The sequence below is a fragment of the Marinobacter shunpengi genome (assembly GCF_045449695.1).
GTDB lineage: Bacteria > Pseudomonadota > Gammaproteobacteria > Pseudomonadales > Oleiphilaceae > Marinobacter.
In genome coordinates this window covers 193,780-210,643 of the sequence record NZ_JBJJKZ010000013.1, presented here as the reverse complement: position 1 = coordinate 210,643, position 16,864 = coordinate 193,780, and the positions used below count along the sequence as shown (strand labels likewise).

General features: G+C 54.6%; 13 protein-coding genes. 7 read left to right on the top strand and 6 right to left on the bottom strand.

All coding sequences use genetic code 11. From position 1 onward, the window contains the following. Positions 1-140: 140 nt before the first annotated feature. The 7 genes from ACJO2E_RS10175 (at position 141) to ACJO2E_RS10145 (ending at position 9,065) form a co-directional block, all read left to right on the top strand. Positions 141-1,574 carry an exosortase/archaeosortase family protein gene (locus ACJO2E_RS10175; RefSeq protein ID WP_406963763.1) on the top strand — a complete coding sequence of 478 codons (1,434 nt, stop codon included), beginning with the start codon at positions 141-143 and terminating at the stop codon, positions 1,572-1,574. Next, entirely contained in the window at positions 1,574-2,209 is a 636-nt protein-coding gene (locus ACJO2E_RS10170; protein ID WP_406963762.1) for a GDSL-type esterase/lipase family protein, read from the top strand. Before ACJO2E_RS10175 ends, ACJO2E_RS10170 begins: the two co-directional genes overlap by 1 nt. Beyond that, positions 2,203-3,354, top strand: a complete 1,152-nt coding sequence (locus ACJO2E_RS10165) for an acyltransferase family protein (RefSeq protein WP_406963761.1) — start codon at positions 2,203-2,205, stop codon at positions 3,352-3,354. Before ACJO2E_RS10170 ends, ACJO2E_RS10165 begins: the two co-directional genes overlap by 7 nt. 115 nt (positions 3,355-3,469) lie before the next feature. Continuing rightward, positions 3,470-6,088, top strand: a complete 2,619-nt coding sequence (locus tag ACJO2E_RS10160; protein WP_406963760.1) for an RIFT barrel domain-containing protein — start codon at positions 3,470-3,472, stop codon at positions 6,086-6,088. Continuing rightward, complete coding sequence (locus ACJO2E_RS10155; protein ID WP_406963759.1) at positions 6,085-6,720, top strand: acyltransferase; 636 nt, start codon at positions 6,085-6,087, stop codon at positions 6,718-6,720. Before ACJO2E_RS10160 ends, ACJO2E_RS10155 begins: the two co-directional genes overlap by 4 nt. 3 nt (positions 6,721-6,723) lie before the next feature. Next, entirely contained in the window at positions 6,724-8,103 is a 1,380-nt protein-coding gene (locus ACJO2E_RS10150; protein ID WP_406963758.1) for a phenylacetate--CoA ligase family protein, read from the top strand. Continuing rightward, on the top strand, positions 8,091-9,065 hold the full coding sequence (locus ACJO2E_RS10145) for a glycosyltransferase (RefSeq protein WP_406963757.1): 975 nt from the start codon (positions 8,091-8,093) through the stop codon (positions 9,063-9,065). The genes ACJO2E_RS10150 and ACJO2E_RS10145 overlap by 13 nt, the downstream gene beginning before the upstream one ends. On the opposite strand, the gene ACJO2E_RS10140 is transcribed toward ACJO2E_RS10145, so the two are convergent. From ACJO2E_RS10140 to ACJO2E_RS10115, 6 genes are all read right to left on the bottom strand, one after another. Beyond that, a complete protein-coding gene (locus tag ACJO2E_RS10140) occupies positions 9,062-10,366 on the bottom strand; it encodes an MBOAT family O-acyltransferase (protein WP_406963756.1) in 1,305 nt (434 codons plus the stop codon). The two genes, ACJO2E_RS10145 and ACJO2E_RS10140, sit on opposite strands and share 4 nt — an antisense overlap. A 101-nt stretch (positions 10,367-10,467) precedes the next feature. After that, a complete protein-coding gene (locus ACJO2E_RS10135) occupies positions 10,468-11,355 on the bottom strand; it encodes an SGNH/GDSL hydrolase family protein (protein ID WP_406963755.1) in 888 nt (295 codons plus the stop codon). A gap of 403 nt (positions 11,356-11,758) precedes the next feature. Then, positions 11,759-12,919: a hypothetical protein gene (locus ACJO2E_RS10130; RefSeq protein WP_406963754.1), complete on the bottom strand. Its 1,161-nt coding sequence runs from the start codon at positions 12,917-12,919 to the stop codon at positions 11,759-11,761. Between the two features lie 146 nt (positions 12,920-13,065). Beyond that, complete coding sequence (locus tag ACJO2E_RS10125) at positions 13,066-15,024, bottom strand: PA14 domain-containing protein (RefSeq protein ID WP_406963753.1); 1,959 nt, start codon at positions 15,022-15,024, stop codon at positions 13,066-13,068. 133 nt (positions 15,025-15,157) lie between these two features. Beyond that, a complete protein-coding gene (locus tag ACJO2E_RS10120; RefSeq protein ID WP_406963752.1) occupies positions 15,158-16,390 on the bottom strand; it encodes a cytochrome-c peroxidase in 1,233 nt (410 codons plus the stop codon). Beyond that, a complete protein-coding gene (locus tag ACJO2E_RS10115; protein WP_406963751.1) occupies positions 16,390-16,836 on the bottom strand; it encodes a FixH family protein in 447 nt (148 codons plus the stop codon). Before ACJO2E_RS10115 ends, ACJO2E_RS10120 begins: the two co-directional genes overlap by 1 nt. Between the last annotated feature and the right edge of the window lie 28 nt (positions 16,837-16,864).

The window sequence follows — 16,864 nt, the reverse complement described above, 5'->3', positions numbered from 1 at the left end:
GAAATGACCGGGCCCCTGGGTCCGGTCTTCCTTTCTGGAGCGCCCTGATTCTGCTTGTGGAATAACCCGCGCACCCCTTCCTGTTTTTCGATACACTCATCATCGAACATGTCTTAATCCCAACGAGAAGTCTGGCGCCGATGTTAAGGAAAACATTCCAGCAATTCCCGCTCGCCCGCCCATACCTGATAGCAACCGCCGTCTGCATTCTGCTGTTCTGGCCCACGTGGTTCCGGCTCATCCAGGAATGGCTGAAGTGGGAACAAGTGCTAACTCATGGCCTGCCGACCTTTATTATTTTCCTGGGACTGCTTATCGTTCATCCGCCCCGCCCCCGGACACCCGAGGCCCGGGGTATTCCGGTGGTGGGGGGCTGTCTGTTGTTACTGGCGGTGACCGGCTGGGCGCTGCTGGAACTGGTACGGATCGACACCCTGGCCTACCTGATGCTCCCTGCCGGCCTGTTACTGGTGTGCTGGACCCTGTATGGGTTAAGGGCCGCGGTCTCATTCCTGCCCCATGTCCTGTTGCTTTCCCTGTCGCTACCCATCTGGGCGGACATGGTGCCATTCCTCGTCGAGTTGGCGTCCGTTGTGGTGGGCGACCTGGTTGGCCTCCTGGGTATCACGGCCCTGATCGAAGGTGCGAACATCACCCTGCCCTACGGTCGACTGGTCATCGCGGACGGTTGCTCCGGCATTCGCTACCTGGCGATCTCCATCCTGCTTGGAATGATGACCGCCATCCTCAATGACTTTCGCTGGAAGGGCTGGTTGGCCGCAATCGCAGCCAGCGTGCTGCTGGCCCTGATAGTAAACTGGGTTCGCATTACCGCCCTCGTCCTGATTGCCTATTACTCGAATATGGAAAGTGACCTGGTCCGGGAGCATGAAACCTTTGGCTGGCTGGTATTTGCCGCGTTCGTCATTCCCGTCATGCTGCTGGCCCCGGTGCACCGGCGGATACCGGAACCCGTGGATGCCGCCATGCCCACGTCCGGAAAACCCTTTATCTTCATTGTCGCCGGCCTGCTGATCGGCCCTCTCGGCATCAGCATCGCACACTCCGCAGCAACCCAGTCGCCTCCCTGGGCCCCCTCTCATGGCGATCTGACGACAAAGGACCCAGGCCAACTGCCACTGGCGGTTCACTTGCCAACCCACATGGACCATGAAGTGTGGCGTACCACGGATGGCCATTGGATTTCACTGGCCCAAAGTGTCCGTTCAGCATCGGATGAAAAACTGGTGCCCTATCTGCCCAGGCCGCTCGATACCGGTAACTGGTTTCTGGCAGATGAGCACCAGCAGCCGCCGATCCGGATCTATCAGAACCTGTCGTCCCGACAGCAGGTCGCCGTTTACCAGCACTACCTTGTGGGCCGCTATCGCGCGAACAGCTACTGGGTCGCAAAACTCCTGCAGATACCGGCCACGCTACAGGGCCAGGGACGCTTTGCCTTCCTGACTCTACAGGCGCCCTGCGAGCCCCGTGATTGCACAGACGCCATTAGCCGACTGACACAGCAGATTGACAGTGGAATCGTCACCATAGACGCTCAGAAGGCCAACTGATGCTCGCTGCCTCCAGAAAGCTCATCCTGAAAATCCTGCTGCTTTTCACTCTGACACTCATCCTGGTCCTGGGGGGCGCCTATGCCTGGTCGGATTTCTTCCGGTACTGGGTTCATGACCTGACCGGGCATAACAGAATCGACGCCGTTGCTATGGGCAGCAGCTCCATCCTGTCGCTCCCCAGGGACTATTTCACGGAATGCCAGACCCTGGCCCGCCGGGGTTTCGGCAGCGGCACGCTGGGCCACCTGTCCAGATACCTGGACTACAGCCCCCTGCCGGATTCGTTGTCGCTGGTGGTGGTCTATGCCGGCGAGAATGACCTGGTGTATGGGAACTCTGTCCCCCAGATCATGGACAGGTTTGACACCCTGGCGGATCGCCTGTCACAACGCTTTCCCCAAGCGGAGATCTACATCCTCAAGGCCAAACTGGCGCCGGCCCGGTCCGACTATCACGAGGGAATGACCGCCCTGAACCAGGCCCTCGACACACTGGACTCGATACCCCGGGTAACGGTGGTTGGGTCGACGCTGTCACGGCAGGTAAGCCCACGGTATTATCTCCCGGACGGCGTTCACCTGAACCGGAAAGGCTACGACCTGTTCCTTGAAGGGGTGCCCAGGTCATGCTGAATAATGGTCGCATTTACTACCTGGATTCCATGAGGGCCATCCTCATGATCCTGGGCATCCTGCTGCATACCGCCAATATCTACAGCCCCAGCCATTTCTGGCTGGTGTCCGGCAACGAGACGAGCATTCTCTTTGCCATGATCTCCGACTTCATCAACCTGTTTCGGATGCCGGCATTCTTCATGGTATCCGGCTTCTTTTTCGTCTACATCTACCGGAAGCGCCAGCGCATCGATATCGTCGACCGCGTGTTCCGACTGGTCATTCCCCTTGTGTTCACTGCCCTGACCCTGAACGTGATCCAGGAATTCCTGGTCAAGGCCCACTATGACCAGCCCCTGGACTTCGCCCGGTTTTTCACCGCGGGCGGTTGGGTGTCCCATCTCTGGTTCCTGGTCAACCTGACGGTCTACAACCTGGTGGTCTGGGGCCTTTTCCTGCTGAAGCCCGCACATCCGCTGTTACAACGGACCAGCGACTGGCTTGCCGGTCGATACGTGTACCCGCTCGCCATCCTGGCGTTTCCCCTGATGATCTCGGGAATCTACGGGATGAACAGGATGATGGACATCTATTCCAGTTTCTATGGCGTAACCAGCCCCTTCCTCCTGCTCTATTATTTTCAGTTCTTCGCCCTTGGGCTGCTCTTCGGGTACAGCGCCCGACTGCTGGACCGCTTCTCACAGCCCGGCAAAGTGGAACTCCTGACCTTCGCCCTTGCCTATATCGGCTCTTATGTGGTCCAGGACCGGACAGCGACGGATAGCTTTCTGCATGATGTATCCGGCGCCTACAATCACTCTCTCGTGATCCTGTTCCTGTCGTCGATGTGCTTCTTCCTGTTCCGGCGGTTCCTGGATTTCAGGAACCGGGCACTCGGCCTGATCTCGGATTCAGCCTATTCGATCTACCTGCTCCACCATATCCTGGTTGTGAGCCTCGGCATCCTGTTCGTCGACGCCTCGGTCAACATGTACCTGGCCTACCCGGTTATCGTGGTACTGACATTCACACTGACCATGCTGGCTCACCAGGGCATAGCCCGCTCACAGTGGCTGTCGTTCCTGCTGAATGGCGTCCGGCCGACCAAATTCCGGAAATCATCCCGGAACAGCCATCGCACTGAAGCCGGCGCCCGGCAGTAAACCAGATAGCCAGGGGTATTCGGGGGCTGAAAAATACCGCGACCGGCCTCCAAGTGTTACTTTATGTTACCCGGAAAAGGTCGTATGCTATCGCGTACAGGAGTTGGCAGTAGGCATGATCATGGACCCCATCGCCATTTATCTCAGGGAAGACGCTGGCATCATCCGACAGGATGAGCCGGTCACGGTTGGCGTTCCCCTCAATCAGGGTGCCCTCCCCCCCGGGCAGGTTCCCCAGGTTCGCCTTGTTGATCCGGCGACGGGGCACGCCATACCCTGCCAACCCACCCCCCTTGCACACTGGCATGACGGCAGCGTGCGCTGGCTGTCCGTCCAGTTCCTGGCAAGCCTTCCCGCCAATGACAGCCTGGAGCTCAGGCTTGAGGCAACGCCAGCGTCATCATCGATCCCTGAACCATCACCTGAAGTGTCTCAGTTGCCGGACGGCACCCTGACCGTATCCACGGACACCATGAGCCTGCATTTCATGCCGGACCGGGCTGAATGGACACGGACCAACCACCACAACGACGGGATGGCCGATAGCACATCGGTCGTCCGACATCTGTTGCGATACGAAGATGCCCAAGGCCAGCCTTGTACCCTGGCGATGGACGAACCGTGGCAGGTCGTCAGCCGGGGCAATGTCAGCGTTACCCTTGAGTGCCATGGTCAGTGGCTGACGCCGGATCAGGCCCCCCTGGGGAGACTGCGATGTCAGCTTGAGGTATACCGTGGCAGTGGCCACGTCAAAGTGGACGTGTGCCTGCACAACCCCAACCGGGCCCGTCACTCAGGCGGACTCTGGGATCTGGGTGATCCCGGCTCGCTGCATTTCAGGTCACTGGAACTGGGGATCACATTGCCACAAGCAGGAACCGGCTGGCTCCGGACTGAAACGGATTGCCAGCCGATCACCGCCGATGGGGGGCAACAACTCCACCTATACCAGGATTCCAGTGGTGGTGACGCCTGGCAGAGCCCCAATCATATGAATGCCGACGGGCAACCGATCCCCCGTTTTCGGGGATACCGGCTCACCTCCGAGGGACAGGAACTCACCTCCGGCAACCGGGCACAGCCGAGCGCAGGTATCCGCATAGGCAATCATGGGTTGCAGGCAACACTCTGTGCTTTCTGGCAAAACTTCCCGTCATCCATCGGCGCAGGCAACAACAGCCTGACCGTGGGGTTTTTCCCCGGTGATGCCGCCGAGCCCTACGAACTGCAAGGCGGTGAACGCAAGACACAAACCCTATGGCTAACCGGTTCAGCGGATCCGGAAGCGCTCGCCTGGGTATCCCACCCGCTACGCCCAACCCTCTCCCCGGACCAGTACCAGCAAGCGCAGGCCTTTCCCTGGTTCCAGGCGGACGCGGAACCCGGCCCCCTGGAGGCACTGATCCAGGAGGGCCTGGAAGGACAGAGCAACTTCTTCGCCAAGCGGGAAACAATCGACGAATACGGGTGGCGCAATTTCGGCGATATCTTCGCCGACCATGAGACCCTCTACCAGGCACCGGGAGAAGCCCCCCTGATCTCCCACTACAACAACCAGTACGACGCCATCTACGGCTTCGCCCGACAGTACGCCCTGACCGGTGACAGGCGCTGGTTCGAGTTGATGGATGACCTGGCCCGGCATGTGGTGGATATCGACATCTACCACACCACCGAGGACCGGAGCGAGTATAACAACGGCCTGTTCTGGCACACCGACCATTACCTGCCGGCCCATACCGCCACCCACCGGACGTTCAGCCGGCACAACAGCACCAGTTCGACACCCGGGCAGACGGGAGGCGGGCCGGCCTCCGAGCATTGCTACACCACCGGGCTGCTATACCACTACTACCTGACCGGTGCGGAATCGTCCCGTCAGGCGGTACTCCAGCTTGCCGACTGGATGAAAGCCATGCATGAGGGACAGGGCGGCCTGCTGGAACAACTGCTGGCCTTGAAAAAACAGGACCTGCCCAAGGCCCGTGCCCTGATCCGGGGGGAGCGCCCATCCCGCCATACCTATCCGTTCACCCGGGGGACCGGCAACTACCTGAACACCCTGCTGGATGCCTGGCAACTGCAACCGGACGAGGACTGGCTGAGGCTGGCCGAGGATGTCATCCGCCAGACGATCCATCCGGCCGATGATATCGGGCAGCGCCAACTGCTGGACGTGGAAACCGGCTGGTCCTACCTGGTGCTGCTGACCAGCATCAACCGTTACCTGTGGTTGAAGTCAGCCTACCATCAGGTCGATGAGAACTACCGCTATGCCCGGAACGCCCTCATCCAGTACACCCGCTGGATGCTCAGACACGAGCGCCTTTTCCTGGAGGACCGGGAGCAGCTGGAGTTCCCCAACGACACCTGGACAGCCCAGGATCTCCGCAAGGTGACGCTGCTTCGTATGGCCGCCGGCATCGACCCCGAAAAAGCTGACGACTATTTGCACCAGTCCGATCTCTGGCTAAAGGCAATCTGTCACAGGCTTGCCGCCAGCGACGAGCGCCACTATGCCCGGGTCCAGATTATCCTGCTGCAGAATCATGGCCCTCACCAGTCGGTCTTTCAGGCGCTTGAGGCATACCCCCTATCGGACCTGCCTGAAACACCGAAACTGACATGGAGCACATTGACGGCAAGGGTCATAAAACGGCTGGCACGGGCATTGGCAACCTTTCGCCCGGCCCGGGAGCGCGCCTGGCTCAACGCAAGGCTGGACCGGCCATGACAACCAGACAGGTGATCAAGAGAACCATCAAAATGGTATTCCTGATACTGGCAGCCCCCCTGTACCTGCTGTTTCTCGGACTGGCCGCCATTACCCAGGAGGACTCAACCTTCCAGGGCTTCTCCCAGGCACTCAGCCTGATACCCAGCAAGATCGGCACCTACCTGCGGGCGGCCTTCTATCGCCTGGCCTGCCCGGACACATCCGATGACATTTCCGTGGGTTTCCTGACCCTGCTATCGCACCGGGATACGACGATCAAACGGGGCGTCTACATCGGCCCCCAGTGCAATATTGGCAAGTGCACCATTGGAGAAAATACACTGGTTGGTAGCGGGGTGCATATCCTGAGTGGCAGTCGGCAGCACGCGTTTGATGATATTGATCGCCCTATCCAGGAGCAGGGGGGGCACTTTGAAAAAATCCACATTGGCGATGATTGTTGGTTAGGCAATGGGGCGGTTGTACTGGCCCCCATTGGCAACCAGGCAATTGTCGCTGCGGGCACGGTGGTCTCCAAACCTGTACGGGAGGGCGAAGTGGTTGCCGGCAACCCCGCCAGACTCATCCGTAACCGACTTGAGACCGCCTCAGCAACAGAGCCAACGTCTGATCCGGTCGAGGCAAGATAAGTTATGGGAAGCTCTGCTGAACAGCTCTACAACCTTTCTCCAGCCTGGCTACAGAACGTCCTGGTGAGTGCCTACGGGTACCGCCTGTACCGTAAGCGTTATGGGGGGGATTTCCGGAAGATCCTCGACCAGGTACGGGCATCACGCCAGTGGAGCGATGAAGAAATACAGGCATATCAGGACGAAAAGCTGTTCGAGATGGTTCGGCACTGTCGCCAGCACGTGCCCTACTATCAAAGGCTCTTTGCCGAGCACGGGCTCCACGAGAAGGACATCACGTCAACCTCGGATTTGCACAAACTTCCCATCCTGACCAAACAGGAACTGCGCACTGACCCGGAGTCCTTCAAGGCCCCAGGCTTTCCCGGCTTTATGACCCAGCACACCAGCGGAAGCACCGGCACACCGCTGGTACTTGAGGTGAACGCACTCACCTACAGGCTGGCAATGGCCCTGGTCGTCGAACATGAGGAGCACCACGGCGTTCCCTTTGGTGCCCGCCGCGCGACCTTTGCCGGCCGCATGGTACAGCCGTCCACCGACATGAAGCCGCCTTTCGCACGCATGAACAGGGCGGAGAACCAGAAGCTATTTTCTTCCTACCACCTTAACGCAGAGACGTTTCCCTGGTACCGGCGTGAACTGGACCGTTTCCAGCCCAAAGAGTTGATTGGCTATCCTTCCGCAATCTGCGATTTGGCAAACCACTATCGCACCGGCCAAGTCACACCTGAGTTCAAGCCAACAGCTATCATCACGAATTCGGAGACATTGCTCGACTGGCAACGGGATATCATTGAGCAAGTTTTTCGGTGCCCGATATGGGACTACTACGGCACAGCGGAATATGTTTTGTTTGCAGGACAGGAAACCAGCGGTTACCGTGTGAATCCAATTATTGGCGTGACAGAGCTACTAAGAGGCGAAGATCATTCTGAACCACTAGGGCAACTGATTGCAACGTCGCTCACAAACACTTCCATGCCATTGTTGCGTTATGAAATTGGAGACCAGGCCGAACCTTATAACTCCACAGACTCGGACCACTCGATTATCAATCAGCTTGGCAGAATCGCCGGCCGCCTCGATGACTACATAGAGACCCCTGATGGACGAAAGATTGGTCGGATTGACCATATATTCAAAGGTCTTGAAAATATATCCGAAGCACAGATCATTCAAGATGCACCCGATCATTGTACGATTCTCATACAGCAGTCAACGATAAGGCCCGGAGCAGACCAAGAAAAGCAACTCATTGAGAACTTCAAGGCTCGAACAGCAAACCGTATTGGTGTACAAATCCAATACACATCAATGATTCCCCGAGGAGCCAATGGTAAGTTCAAGGCAGTGGTGCGGCAGACTTCATGCGTAAAGTAAAATTTTCAATAGTGCTGCCAGTGTTCAACGAAGAGGAACACATTGACACTTGTCTCAAGTCAATCCTATCCTCCAGCCTGCCAAACGATCAATATGAAGTAATAGCTGTCGACAACGGCTCTCAGGATCGATCAGCTGAGATCATCAAATATCACAACGACGTTATCTATATATCTGCACCTAACTGTAACGTTGGCAGGGTAAGAAACCTTGGTGCCAGAGCCGCTTCCGGAGATTATCTGATATTTCTAGACAGTGATTGCACTATAGGAAGTGCTTGGCTGGAGCAAAAACTCGAGCTAATTAGAGAGCATCCAGAAACAGTATTCGGGGGAGGCATCTTGTTACCCGATAGACCGACCTGGATCGAACGATTCTGGACCCTTCAATCCGAAGATCGCTCAGAACTGCCCAAGAGGCTAATTGGAGCCTCAATTCTAACTCCCAAAAGAACCTTTTTTTTAGCGGGCGAGTTCAATGAGACTGTTACCTCCGGCGAGGACAGCGAATTCCATGGTCGCCTGACAGATCTTAAAATTACAGTCAATTTGACCAATGATATGGATGTAACTCACCTTGGAAATGCAAAAACGGCAACCAACTTTGTAAGGCGACAAGTTTGGCATTCAGAGAACTACATACAAGACATTCGCTCTTCTATAAAAGACCCGATATTTATCTTAACAGCAACATTTGTACTATTATTCTTTAGCTTAGCCATATCAGTCATTACATCTGGGTCGAAAACAAAGATAGCAGCGATAATCGTTATGCTTCTGATTGTGCCAGCCATACTAACTTTCAAGCGCATTCACAGAGCTCGAAGCTATAAGCTTAGGTTCATAGACCTTCCAAAGCTATATATCATCGACCTTCTGTATCTCGTTGGGAGGGGAATAGGCTTACTGTCTTCGGTTTTTATAACAGCACAAAAGAGCAAGCAACCTGACCCCCATTACTAGAATTGGAAGTACAAAAACTCGGGAGTGTCGAAAGATAAGCCTGAAAATACAACCAACAGCAAAGAGTATCCTACTGCTTGAAAGGGCACAGGCAAGTTCAGGTAGAAGGCCCTGAGCCGCTCCCTTAGAACACGCTGAGGAATAAAGTGCCAAACATAGGCCACTATCAGCAATGCATAGCAGTACCACGACAATACTGTCCAGTCGAAATCGAACTTGAGAAAGCCAGCCACGAACTCGGTAAACGTTTGCATATCCTGAACCCTGAACAGTAACCAGCCAAAAAGTATCAGATGGAATGTCAGCACGATCAGAAGAACTGACCTTATCCCTGTCGCATTGGCTGTGACTGACCGAAAAGGCAGGAACAACATCAGTATCAAGCCATGAAACGCTCCCCACAAGATGAAGTTCATGGACGCGCCGTGCCAAAGACCTCCGAGCAGCATGGTGATGAACAGGTTTCGCTTAGTAATCAGCGGCCCTCGCCTATTCCCTCCCAGAGATATATACAAATAGTCACGAAGCCATGTCGATAATGAAATATGCCACCGGGTCCAGAATTCGCTAGGATCCTTTGCCAGATAAGGCCTGTTGAAGTTGATAGGCAACCTAAACCCAAGCATCAACGCAACACCAATTGCGATGTCAGAATATCCTGAGAAATCACAGTATATTTGCAGCGCATAGGCGTAAAGTGCTATCAACAGGTCCAAGGAAGAAAAAGCTTCCGGATTCTCGAAGATGTCATCAATAGCTAATAAAGCCAGGGAGTCGGCAATAAGAATTTTCTTCACAAGACCGCAGAAGATCAGGAAGAGCCCCGCGTTAACCATAGCTGAATCAATTTTTATTTTTTTGTGTAGCTGCGGGAGGAAGTCGGAGGCTCGCACGATTGGCCCAGCCACTAGCTGAGGAAAAAAGGAAACAAAAACGGCAAACTTAAGAAATGACCGTTCGGGTTTTATATTTCCCCGATAGACATCAATTGTGTAACTGAGTGTTTGGAAGGTATAAAACGAAATACCGACAGGTAATAGAAATTCATGACGGATAGCATCAACCTGAAACCCAAAAACAGATAACGCATCAACGCCAACTTCGGAAAAGAAGTTAAAATATTTAAATATAGAGAGAAGACCGAGATTAAAAATCAGGCTAAAGGCAAGCAACATCTTTCTATGCCCTTTTCTGGCCTCGTCGGCCATCCTGATTCCCACAAAATAGTCAACCAGGGTGGAACTCAAGATAAGGAACGAATATTCCCAGTACCACGCACCATAGAAAACATAGCTTGCCACCAGAAGAAATCCGTCGCGAGCACGCTCATTCCGATATACAAACCCGTAGATAAAGAGAACTATCGAGAAAAAAACAAGAAACTCAATCGAATTAAATACCATTACCTGACAATTCCCTTTAGCTCTTCCGCTATCATCCCCGCAACCTGCTGATGCCCGGACCTTGAGAAATGAACGAAGTCGTCAAAGTGACCCTGTCGCTCCTCTGAAGCCCAGATTCCATCTAAATCGATGACTTCAACTCCATGCTGACGACCTACTTCACGAATCAATGTGTTGTACTCAGACACCAGACGGTTGACTGTGGTGGGGCTGTATCCCTCGAAATAACGCATTAACCAGGTCTTATACATCCAGCTTATTTCGTCCGGGGAATCTCCATGTGCCGAAACGAATGTCATGAGGATAGGCGTCGATCCTATTCCCTCAACTTCGTGAATAAAACGGATCAGACGGTCACGAAACTCCACCTTTTCAGAATCTGGAAGATCCGATAGTAAAGGAGTGGATAGCAAGAAAGCACTACCCAGATAATTTCGGGAGTAATTCCTGAGAATCGTACTCCTCAGCATCTCGTCAATTCGAAGGCTATTTTTCACTCGATCAGCTACCCGAGGTTCAGCCTGTGGAGTATCAAGCGTGTCTACCTCCGGTGCAGAAGTGGGTGCAGATTTCGCCGAATAATGAATGTCGAGATAAGCCTGATATAGAAGGACGTAATCAGGTTTCCAGTCTGCCCCATTTTCCTTGAGAAACTCGATATTATCCTCTAGCAAGACCCCTGGGGTTGAGGCATTCAATACGTAGCAGTTCGTATTCTTTAGAAAATCACAGAGAAGGTTTGCAAATTGATTTTCTGGACCATGATGATCCGCTGCGTGGGATGCAGAAGAGACCCAAAGCTTCAGCTCGTGGTCCTGATATCCCTTTATCGATACAGGGCGACTGGTAAATGGGAAAGGGACCGCCTCAACAGAGGCCTGTTTCATAGTTCCTTCTTCTTCAGGCTGTTCAGCCCCGAAGAGAGCCTGACCTTTTAGGACCGTTCTCAGGGTATCGAGACTAAACTCGCCCAGAAACAGAAAAACAAGTATGAGAATCCCACAGCCAAGACTTCGAAAATACGAGACCATATCCTTCCCTAGTATGACCGAAAAGCAAAGCCAGCACACTTAATCCCTTAAAAATACTAGCATTATTTCACGCCAGCTTTTAGCTTCCCTGATTAACTCAAAATCCCTTCCTATTATTTGGTAAAAATACCAACAATGCAACACGCTCACCGAGCCGGGACACTACTGATAGCATGCGAACCATCCACCCAAAAAAAATGGGCAGATTCCTGAGGAATCTGCCCATTGGTCATTTTTCTAAACACGCGTTTTTGGAGAGTTAACCTCCATCAGCAGTGACGCCTGATGGCGGATTTGGGCGGCTGACGGCCCCATCGTCAGAACCACCGCTGATAACATCGTCAGGAATCTCGGTAGCCATATACACATCATCAATCGAATACCATTCTTCACGCATTTGGCTATTCGGATATGCTTGCCAGTTGTCATTTCCTCCAATGGCCACCATATTCCATTGCACCATCCGGTTATCAGGATTATCCTTGACCCAACGAATGGTTCTATTGACATAGACTTGTTCGTCGTTAATCCATTGAATTAATTCGCCGTCGTTAGCACCTGGTTCCGAATTCATTTTCAGGAAGAAGGCCACTTTAGTCCAATTCTCTGGTCGTCCAAATAACTGAGCATGCTTGACCGTCTGATTCAGGTTATCTGACAGATATCCCCCATTCACTTGGTCTGGAATTTTCGGAGTACCTCCATCGGCGGCCATTCCAACCGTATCTTGGGTGTAGTTCAACGAAAACGATCCCAAATTATTAACCCCCCTTGGAGTATCATAGATGTCCTCGCTGGTCATCTGATAATAGCTGCCCTCAGGAGGCCCCCCCCTATATGCATGGACATTTCTCACACCATAGTTGTTTTCGTTGTAATCCCACAAGAAGATGGGACCGGAGTTTCCATCATCGAAGAACTGGAATGGGCTACCTTCACCATTCCAGTAATAGGCGCGAAAAAACTTGCTTTGCCCACCAGGCGTCCAGTTCTCCTCAAATCGAATGTAAAAACTGACGTATAGCTGGCTAACACCCTGATCCAATTTCTTTGCCAGGATGCCGTCGCTATTCCATCGTTGCCACCCTGGATCATAGGACTCCCGCCACGCAACAAATGACTTTCCTGTACCACCACGTGCTTTATCCGCATTAGATTCCAGGATTTCAAATGCATCGTGTTTATCTGGGTATCCGTTACTTGGTGACCAGTTTACTTCTCCGTTCCTTCGATGATCCCATCCTTCGAGGTCCAGTTCTTCAGAGCTGGTGTAGTCAGGTAAGTCATCAAAAGACTCCTCGAAAAGCACACGGGACTCAACGACAGCCGGAACCATTAGCGAAACAATAATCGATACGACTAACGGGTTGCGTGCTACTTTTCGTTTACTGCTTACGGGGTGAAGACTTTTAACTTTCATCTGACAGCCTCAATGCTCAGGGTCATTATCGTTTTACCGGCAACCGATATCTTCTGTATCGATCAAGGCTAGATCTTACGCTACCTCTTTGCCGGACTAACATCTCATTCCTGCAATTCATAACAAACCGTAACGCTGGCCCCTGTTTAAGGAACGCTGTGTGTTACGACTTCCGACGGTTCACTAACTAGGCCGCTGGTGTCCACCACCTGGACAGTGAAGTGCCAGGTTCCGGATTCCAGGTTACTGAACTGATAACTGGTATCGGCACTATCCACTTCGACCTGTTGATCAAGGGCCCCCTCCTGCTGGCCGTAGCGCACGATGTAGGAGTCGATTTCGCTCAACGAGATTGATTCCCCATCCACCCGGGTTGAAGGCGCTGTCCAGGTCAGCAGGACACTGCCCTCACCGGTCGCGGGCTCTTCCTCATCCGGAAGGACGCCCGGCTCTCCGGCCGCGGGCTCCAGGGTTCGCGGTGCCAGTCCGCTGGCGTAGGCCTCCAGGTTGGTGACTTCCTGATCATTGAGCACCTCTCCCCCATCAGCTACCCAGGCGTTGGTCCCATTCGCCAGTTCCCAGGTGTCCGGTATACCGTCGCCATCGGTGTCTACCGACGATGTGGTTGTCGGATCCGGCGCCCGGAACGTTTCTGTCAGGTTAACACTTGTCCCTTCGGCCAGATCCGTCACGTCCATTTCAATAATGGCATCGTACCGTCCCTCGAAGTACTCAAGGGTCACCGCCACGGGCTCTCCCGCGGCCAGGGAGGCCGTATGGGTAAAGGTGGTCACGGACTGTCCCTGCCATTCATCGATAACCAGATCGCCGTCCAGGTAGAGTCGGGCCCCATCGTCGGTCCTTACCGTAAACCGGTAGTCACGGGTGCCGGAGCCATGGGGCGGAACGAACTCGCTGAACCAGCGGACACTGAAATTGTCCTCCGGAAGACTTTCCGGGGCTCCACTCCTGCCCCAGTCAAAGTCAACGGTGTTGTCCGTCCGGACGTACACCAACTCATCAAACCCGGTACCATTGAAATACTGGCCGACAAAACCGGACACAAAGGTGGTTTCCGGCTCTTCCGGCCTGTCGTCCGCTGACCGGATGTCGGTGCCGGCCTGGTATTCCTGGAGGTTGGTATAGCCATCGCCGTCGAGATCCTCCTGGGCATCCGCCGGGTCGAGCGGGTCCAGTTCCATGGCAAACTCCTCGCCATCGGGAATACCATCACCGTCGGTGTCGGGGTTACCTTCCTCGGTGCCCAGGAAGAACTCCTGGGAGGCGCTCAGGAAATCACCGTCCGGGTCTGACCTGGCGTCGTCGGGGTTGTTCGGGTCCAGGCCGTGGACCACTTCCCAGTTGTCGTAGATGCCATCTCCGTCATCATCCCTGGGGGGATACTCCGGGTTGAAGTCTAACCCTTCCTTGCCGTCGAGATAGCCTACACGATAGCCCAGATTGTAGGCCTCGCCTGATGCCAGGCCGGTGCCGTCATCTATTTCGGATGGCGGCGCCCAGGAGTGGAGAGCGGACCCGGGTACCGTACTGCGGGCGAACCCTGGGCCTTCCCAGGCCACAATAAAGTGGTCACCGCTCCAACGTTCCTTGAACAGGATTTCAAAGTAGTAGCGCTTGTCCGCTTCCAGGTCGATAACCCCGGATGCCTGGGAAGCATATTTGTCGAATTCCCCGACGTTGCTCCAGCCCGTCACGGCAGCAATCAGTTCCTTGTTATCCTCACTGATATTGGAGCTGAGATAGAACTCGGACTGGTCATCACTGCTTATAAAGAAACGGTATTCGCCCGCCAGAGGCGGTTCGATAAACCCCCTGACCCTGGCACCGTATTGACTCCCCCGATCCCTGGGACCATCCAGACTATTGATGGGTACGGTTTCATCAGGATCATCCGGATAGCGGGGGGAACTGGTCAGATCGGAAACACTGACGCCCTCGATGTTATCCCAGTAGTCGACATAAACGACCCCGGGCTCACTCACCGCTGCCGTGGGTTCTTTTTCATCCAGATCATCACGCCAGACCTGACATCCAGTAAGAGTGACAGCCAATAACATCAATGCCGATATCTTTGTGACGGACATAATCCACCTGTATCCATTGATTAGAGACTGTCTTTAAGTATTGGATCTGTCCGCAGCAAACGCTAGCCGGGGTATAAATCGTTTTGGCATGTTATCCATTCTATTATGCCCCGATCACATGTGATCCACTTTGCTAGTTCAACATCTTTAAAAATGCAACCAGGGCATTCCGTTCTTTTTCGGTCAGATCCATATCCTGTAGTTCATGCATCCTGTTCGGACCACTGTCTGGAGGGTCCTGGTAATAGTTGATTACCGCCTCCAGGGAACTGAACCGGCCATCATGAAAATAGGGACCCGTTTGCTCAAGGTATCGCAACGTGGGGGTCTTGAAGGCTCCATGCAGGCTCTGGTGGACATCCTGTGATACATGATTGAGAGCATTGCACTGGTCGGCGCTGGCGTCACTGTAATCCCCCAGACAGTTGAACTCATCCATAAGCACGGCCTGCAGGCCGAACACCCGCCCGAAATCCATGTTCTCCCCTGAAAACCTGCCCGTGCCGATATTGTGGAAGCCACCATTACTGAACATCGGGCCATTGTGACAACGAAGGCACTGAGTGCGCCGGTCATCGGTATACAGTTTGATGCCAGCCAGCTCCTGCTCGGTCACCAGTTCATTGGCCTGCGCCATATTGCCCTGGTTCAGTGCCGACACAAAGCGGTCAAACCGGGTCTCCGGGGGATGAAGGGTGCGCTGGAACGCTTCCAGGGTCTTGCCGATGTTGGCGAATACGGCATTTATCTTCCGCTGGACCGGACGAGACAGGCGGTACCACGCATTCTGCTTTTGCACTTCACCAATGGGAGTTGCCTGCTCCGGCAAGGTATCCCAGTCCAGATCCGGCGGCGCGCCAAACAGTGCCTGATAGGCTTCCCGGTACTCAGGATCGGAAAGCACGCGATGTACGACGAACACCCTGCTGCCCCCCATTTCACTGGGTGCTTCGAAAGGTATCAGCGCCTGGGACCAGAGCGAGTCCCTACGACCGTCCCAGTAGAGCCAGTCGAGGTAGGCGGCGCCATACAGGGTGGGGGTGTTGCGAGCCGTGCGCCCCACACCCTCTGCCAGGGGTTTGCCGTCGGTATACGCCTTTTCCGGTTGATGGCAACTGGCACAGGAAAGGGAGCCGTCCAGGCTGAGGGAGGTATCAAAGAACAGGCCCTTTCCCAGGGCCGCGGCCCGCTGGCTGTCCGCCACCCGGTTTGACGGACTGGGGGGAACGGGGCCCAGCTCGGCCAGGCTCAGGGACTGGAGGATGCGAAGGTCACGATCCGTGAGTCCGCCCGGCCGTTCCGCCAATGCGGCGGGGGACGGCGCCATGAGGATCAGTAGCAGGATAAGGGCGCGACGGACAACCATCAGTAATCCAGGGTCAGTTCCAGGTCCGCGACATCCTGGACCCCCTGCCTGACCAGATGGAAACGCAGTGTCCAGTCGCCATGCATATTGAACAGGACCCCAGTCAGCCGGTAACGCCCTTCCCCCAGGTACTCCGAAACCCTGGGCTGGCTGGGCAGCCCGTGGCCATGGCCAGGCATGCCTCCGGTCACGGACAGCCCGTCCAGTTTCACCGGGTTGTTGTTGGCGTCCCACACGTCCAGGATCCAGTCATGATGGTTCCGGAGCGGCACCTCCCCTTCAGCCGGGGCGACGGAGATCCGGAAGTGTCCGTCCCTGGTGACAGCCTCGCAACCGCTAGTGCAGTCCCCGGCGATAGCGATGGCCGGGAACACCATGACAGCAATCAGGCACCCGATTTTCAATCGCTCCAGGCACCTGACCAGAACACCATGGGTGTATCGCACGTCTGCTTCCTTCTTTTATCGTTTTCTT

Excerpts from the sequence above, each read along its gene's own strand:
- ACJO2E_RS10175 (WP_406963763.1), top strand. The coding sequence starts at position 141 with ATGTTAAGGAAAACATTCCAGCAATTCCCGCTCGCCCGCCCATACCTG.
- ACJO2E_RS10170 (WP_406963762.1), top strand. The coding sequence starts at position 1,574 with ATGCTCGCTGCCTCCAGAAAGCTCATCCTGAAAATCCTGCTGCTTTTC.
- ACJO2E_RS10165 (WP_406963761.1), top strand. The coding sequence starts at position 2,203 with ATGCTGAATAATGGTCGCATTTACTACCTGGATTCCATGAGGGCCATC.
- ACJO2E_RS10160 (WP_406963760.1), top strand. The coding sequence starts at position 3,470 with ATGATCATGGACCCCATCGCCATTTATCTCAGGGAAGACGCTGGCATC.
- ACJO2E_RS10155 (WP_406963759.1), top strand. The coding sequence starts at position 6,085 with ATGACAACCAGACAGGTGATCAAGAGAACCATCAAAATGGTATTCCTG.
- ACJO2E_RS10150 (WP_406963758.1), top strand. The coding sequence starts at position 6,724 with ATGGGAAGCTCTGCTGAACAGCTCTACAACCTTTCTCCAGCCTGGCTA.
- ACJO2E_RS10145 (WP_406963757.1), top strand. The coding sequence starts at position 8,091 with ATGCGTAAAGTAAAATTTTCAATAGTGCTGCCAGTGTTCAACGAAGAG.
- ACJO2E_RS10135 (WP_406963755.1), bottom strand. The coding sequence starts at position 11,355 with ATGAAACAGGCCTCTGTTGAGGCGGTCCCTTTCCCATTTACCAGTCGC.
- ACJO2E_RS10130 (WP_406963754.1), bottom strand. The coding sequence starts at position 12,919 with ATGAAAGTTAAAAGTCTTCACCCCGTAAGCAGTAAACGAAAAGTAGCA.
- ACJO2E_RS10125 (WP_406963753.1), bottom strand. The coding sequence starts at position 15,024 with ATGTCCGTCACAAAGATATCGGCATTGATGTTATTGGCTGTCACTCTT.
- ACJO2E_RS10120 (WP_406963752.1), bottom strand. The coding sequence starts at position 16,390 with ATGGTTGTCCGTCGCGCCCTTATCCTGCTACTGATCCTCATGGCGCCG.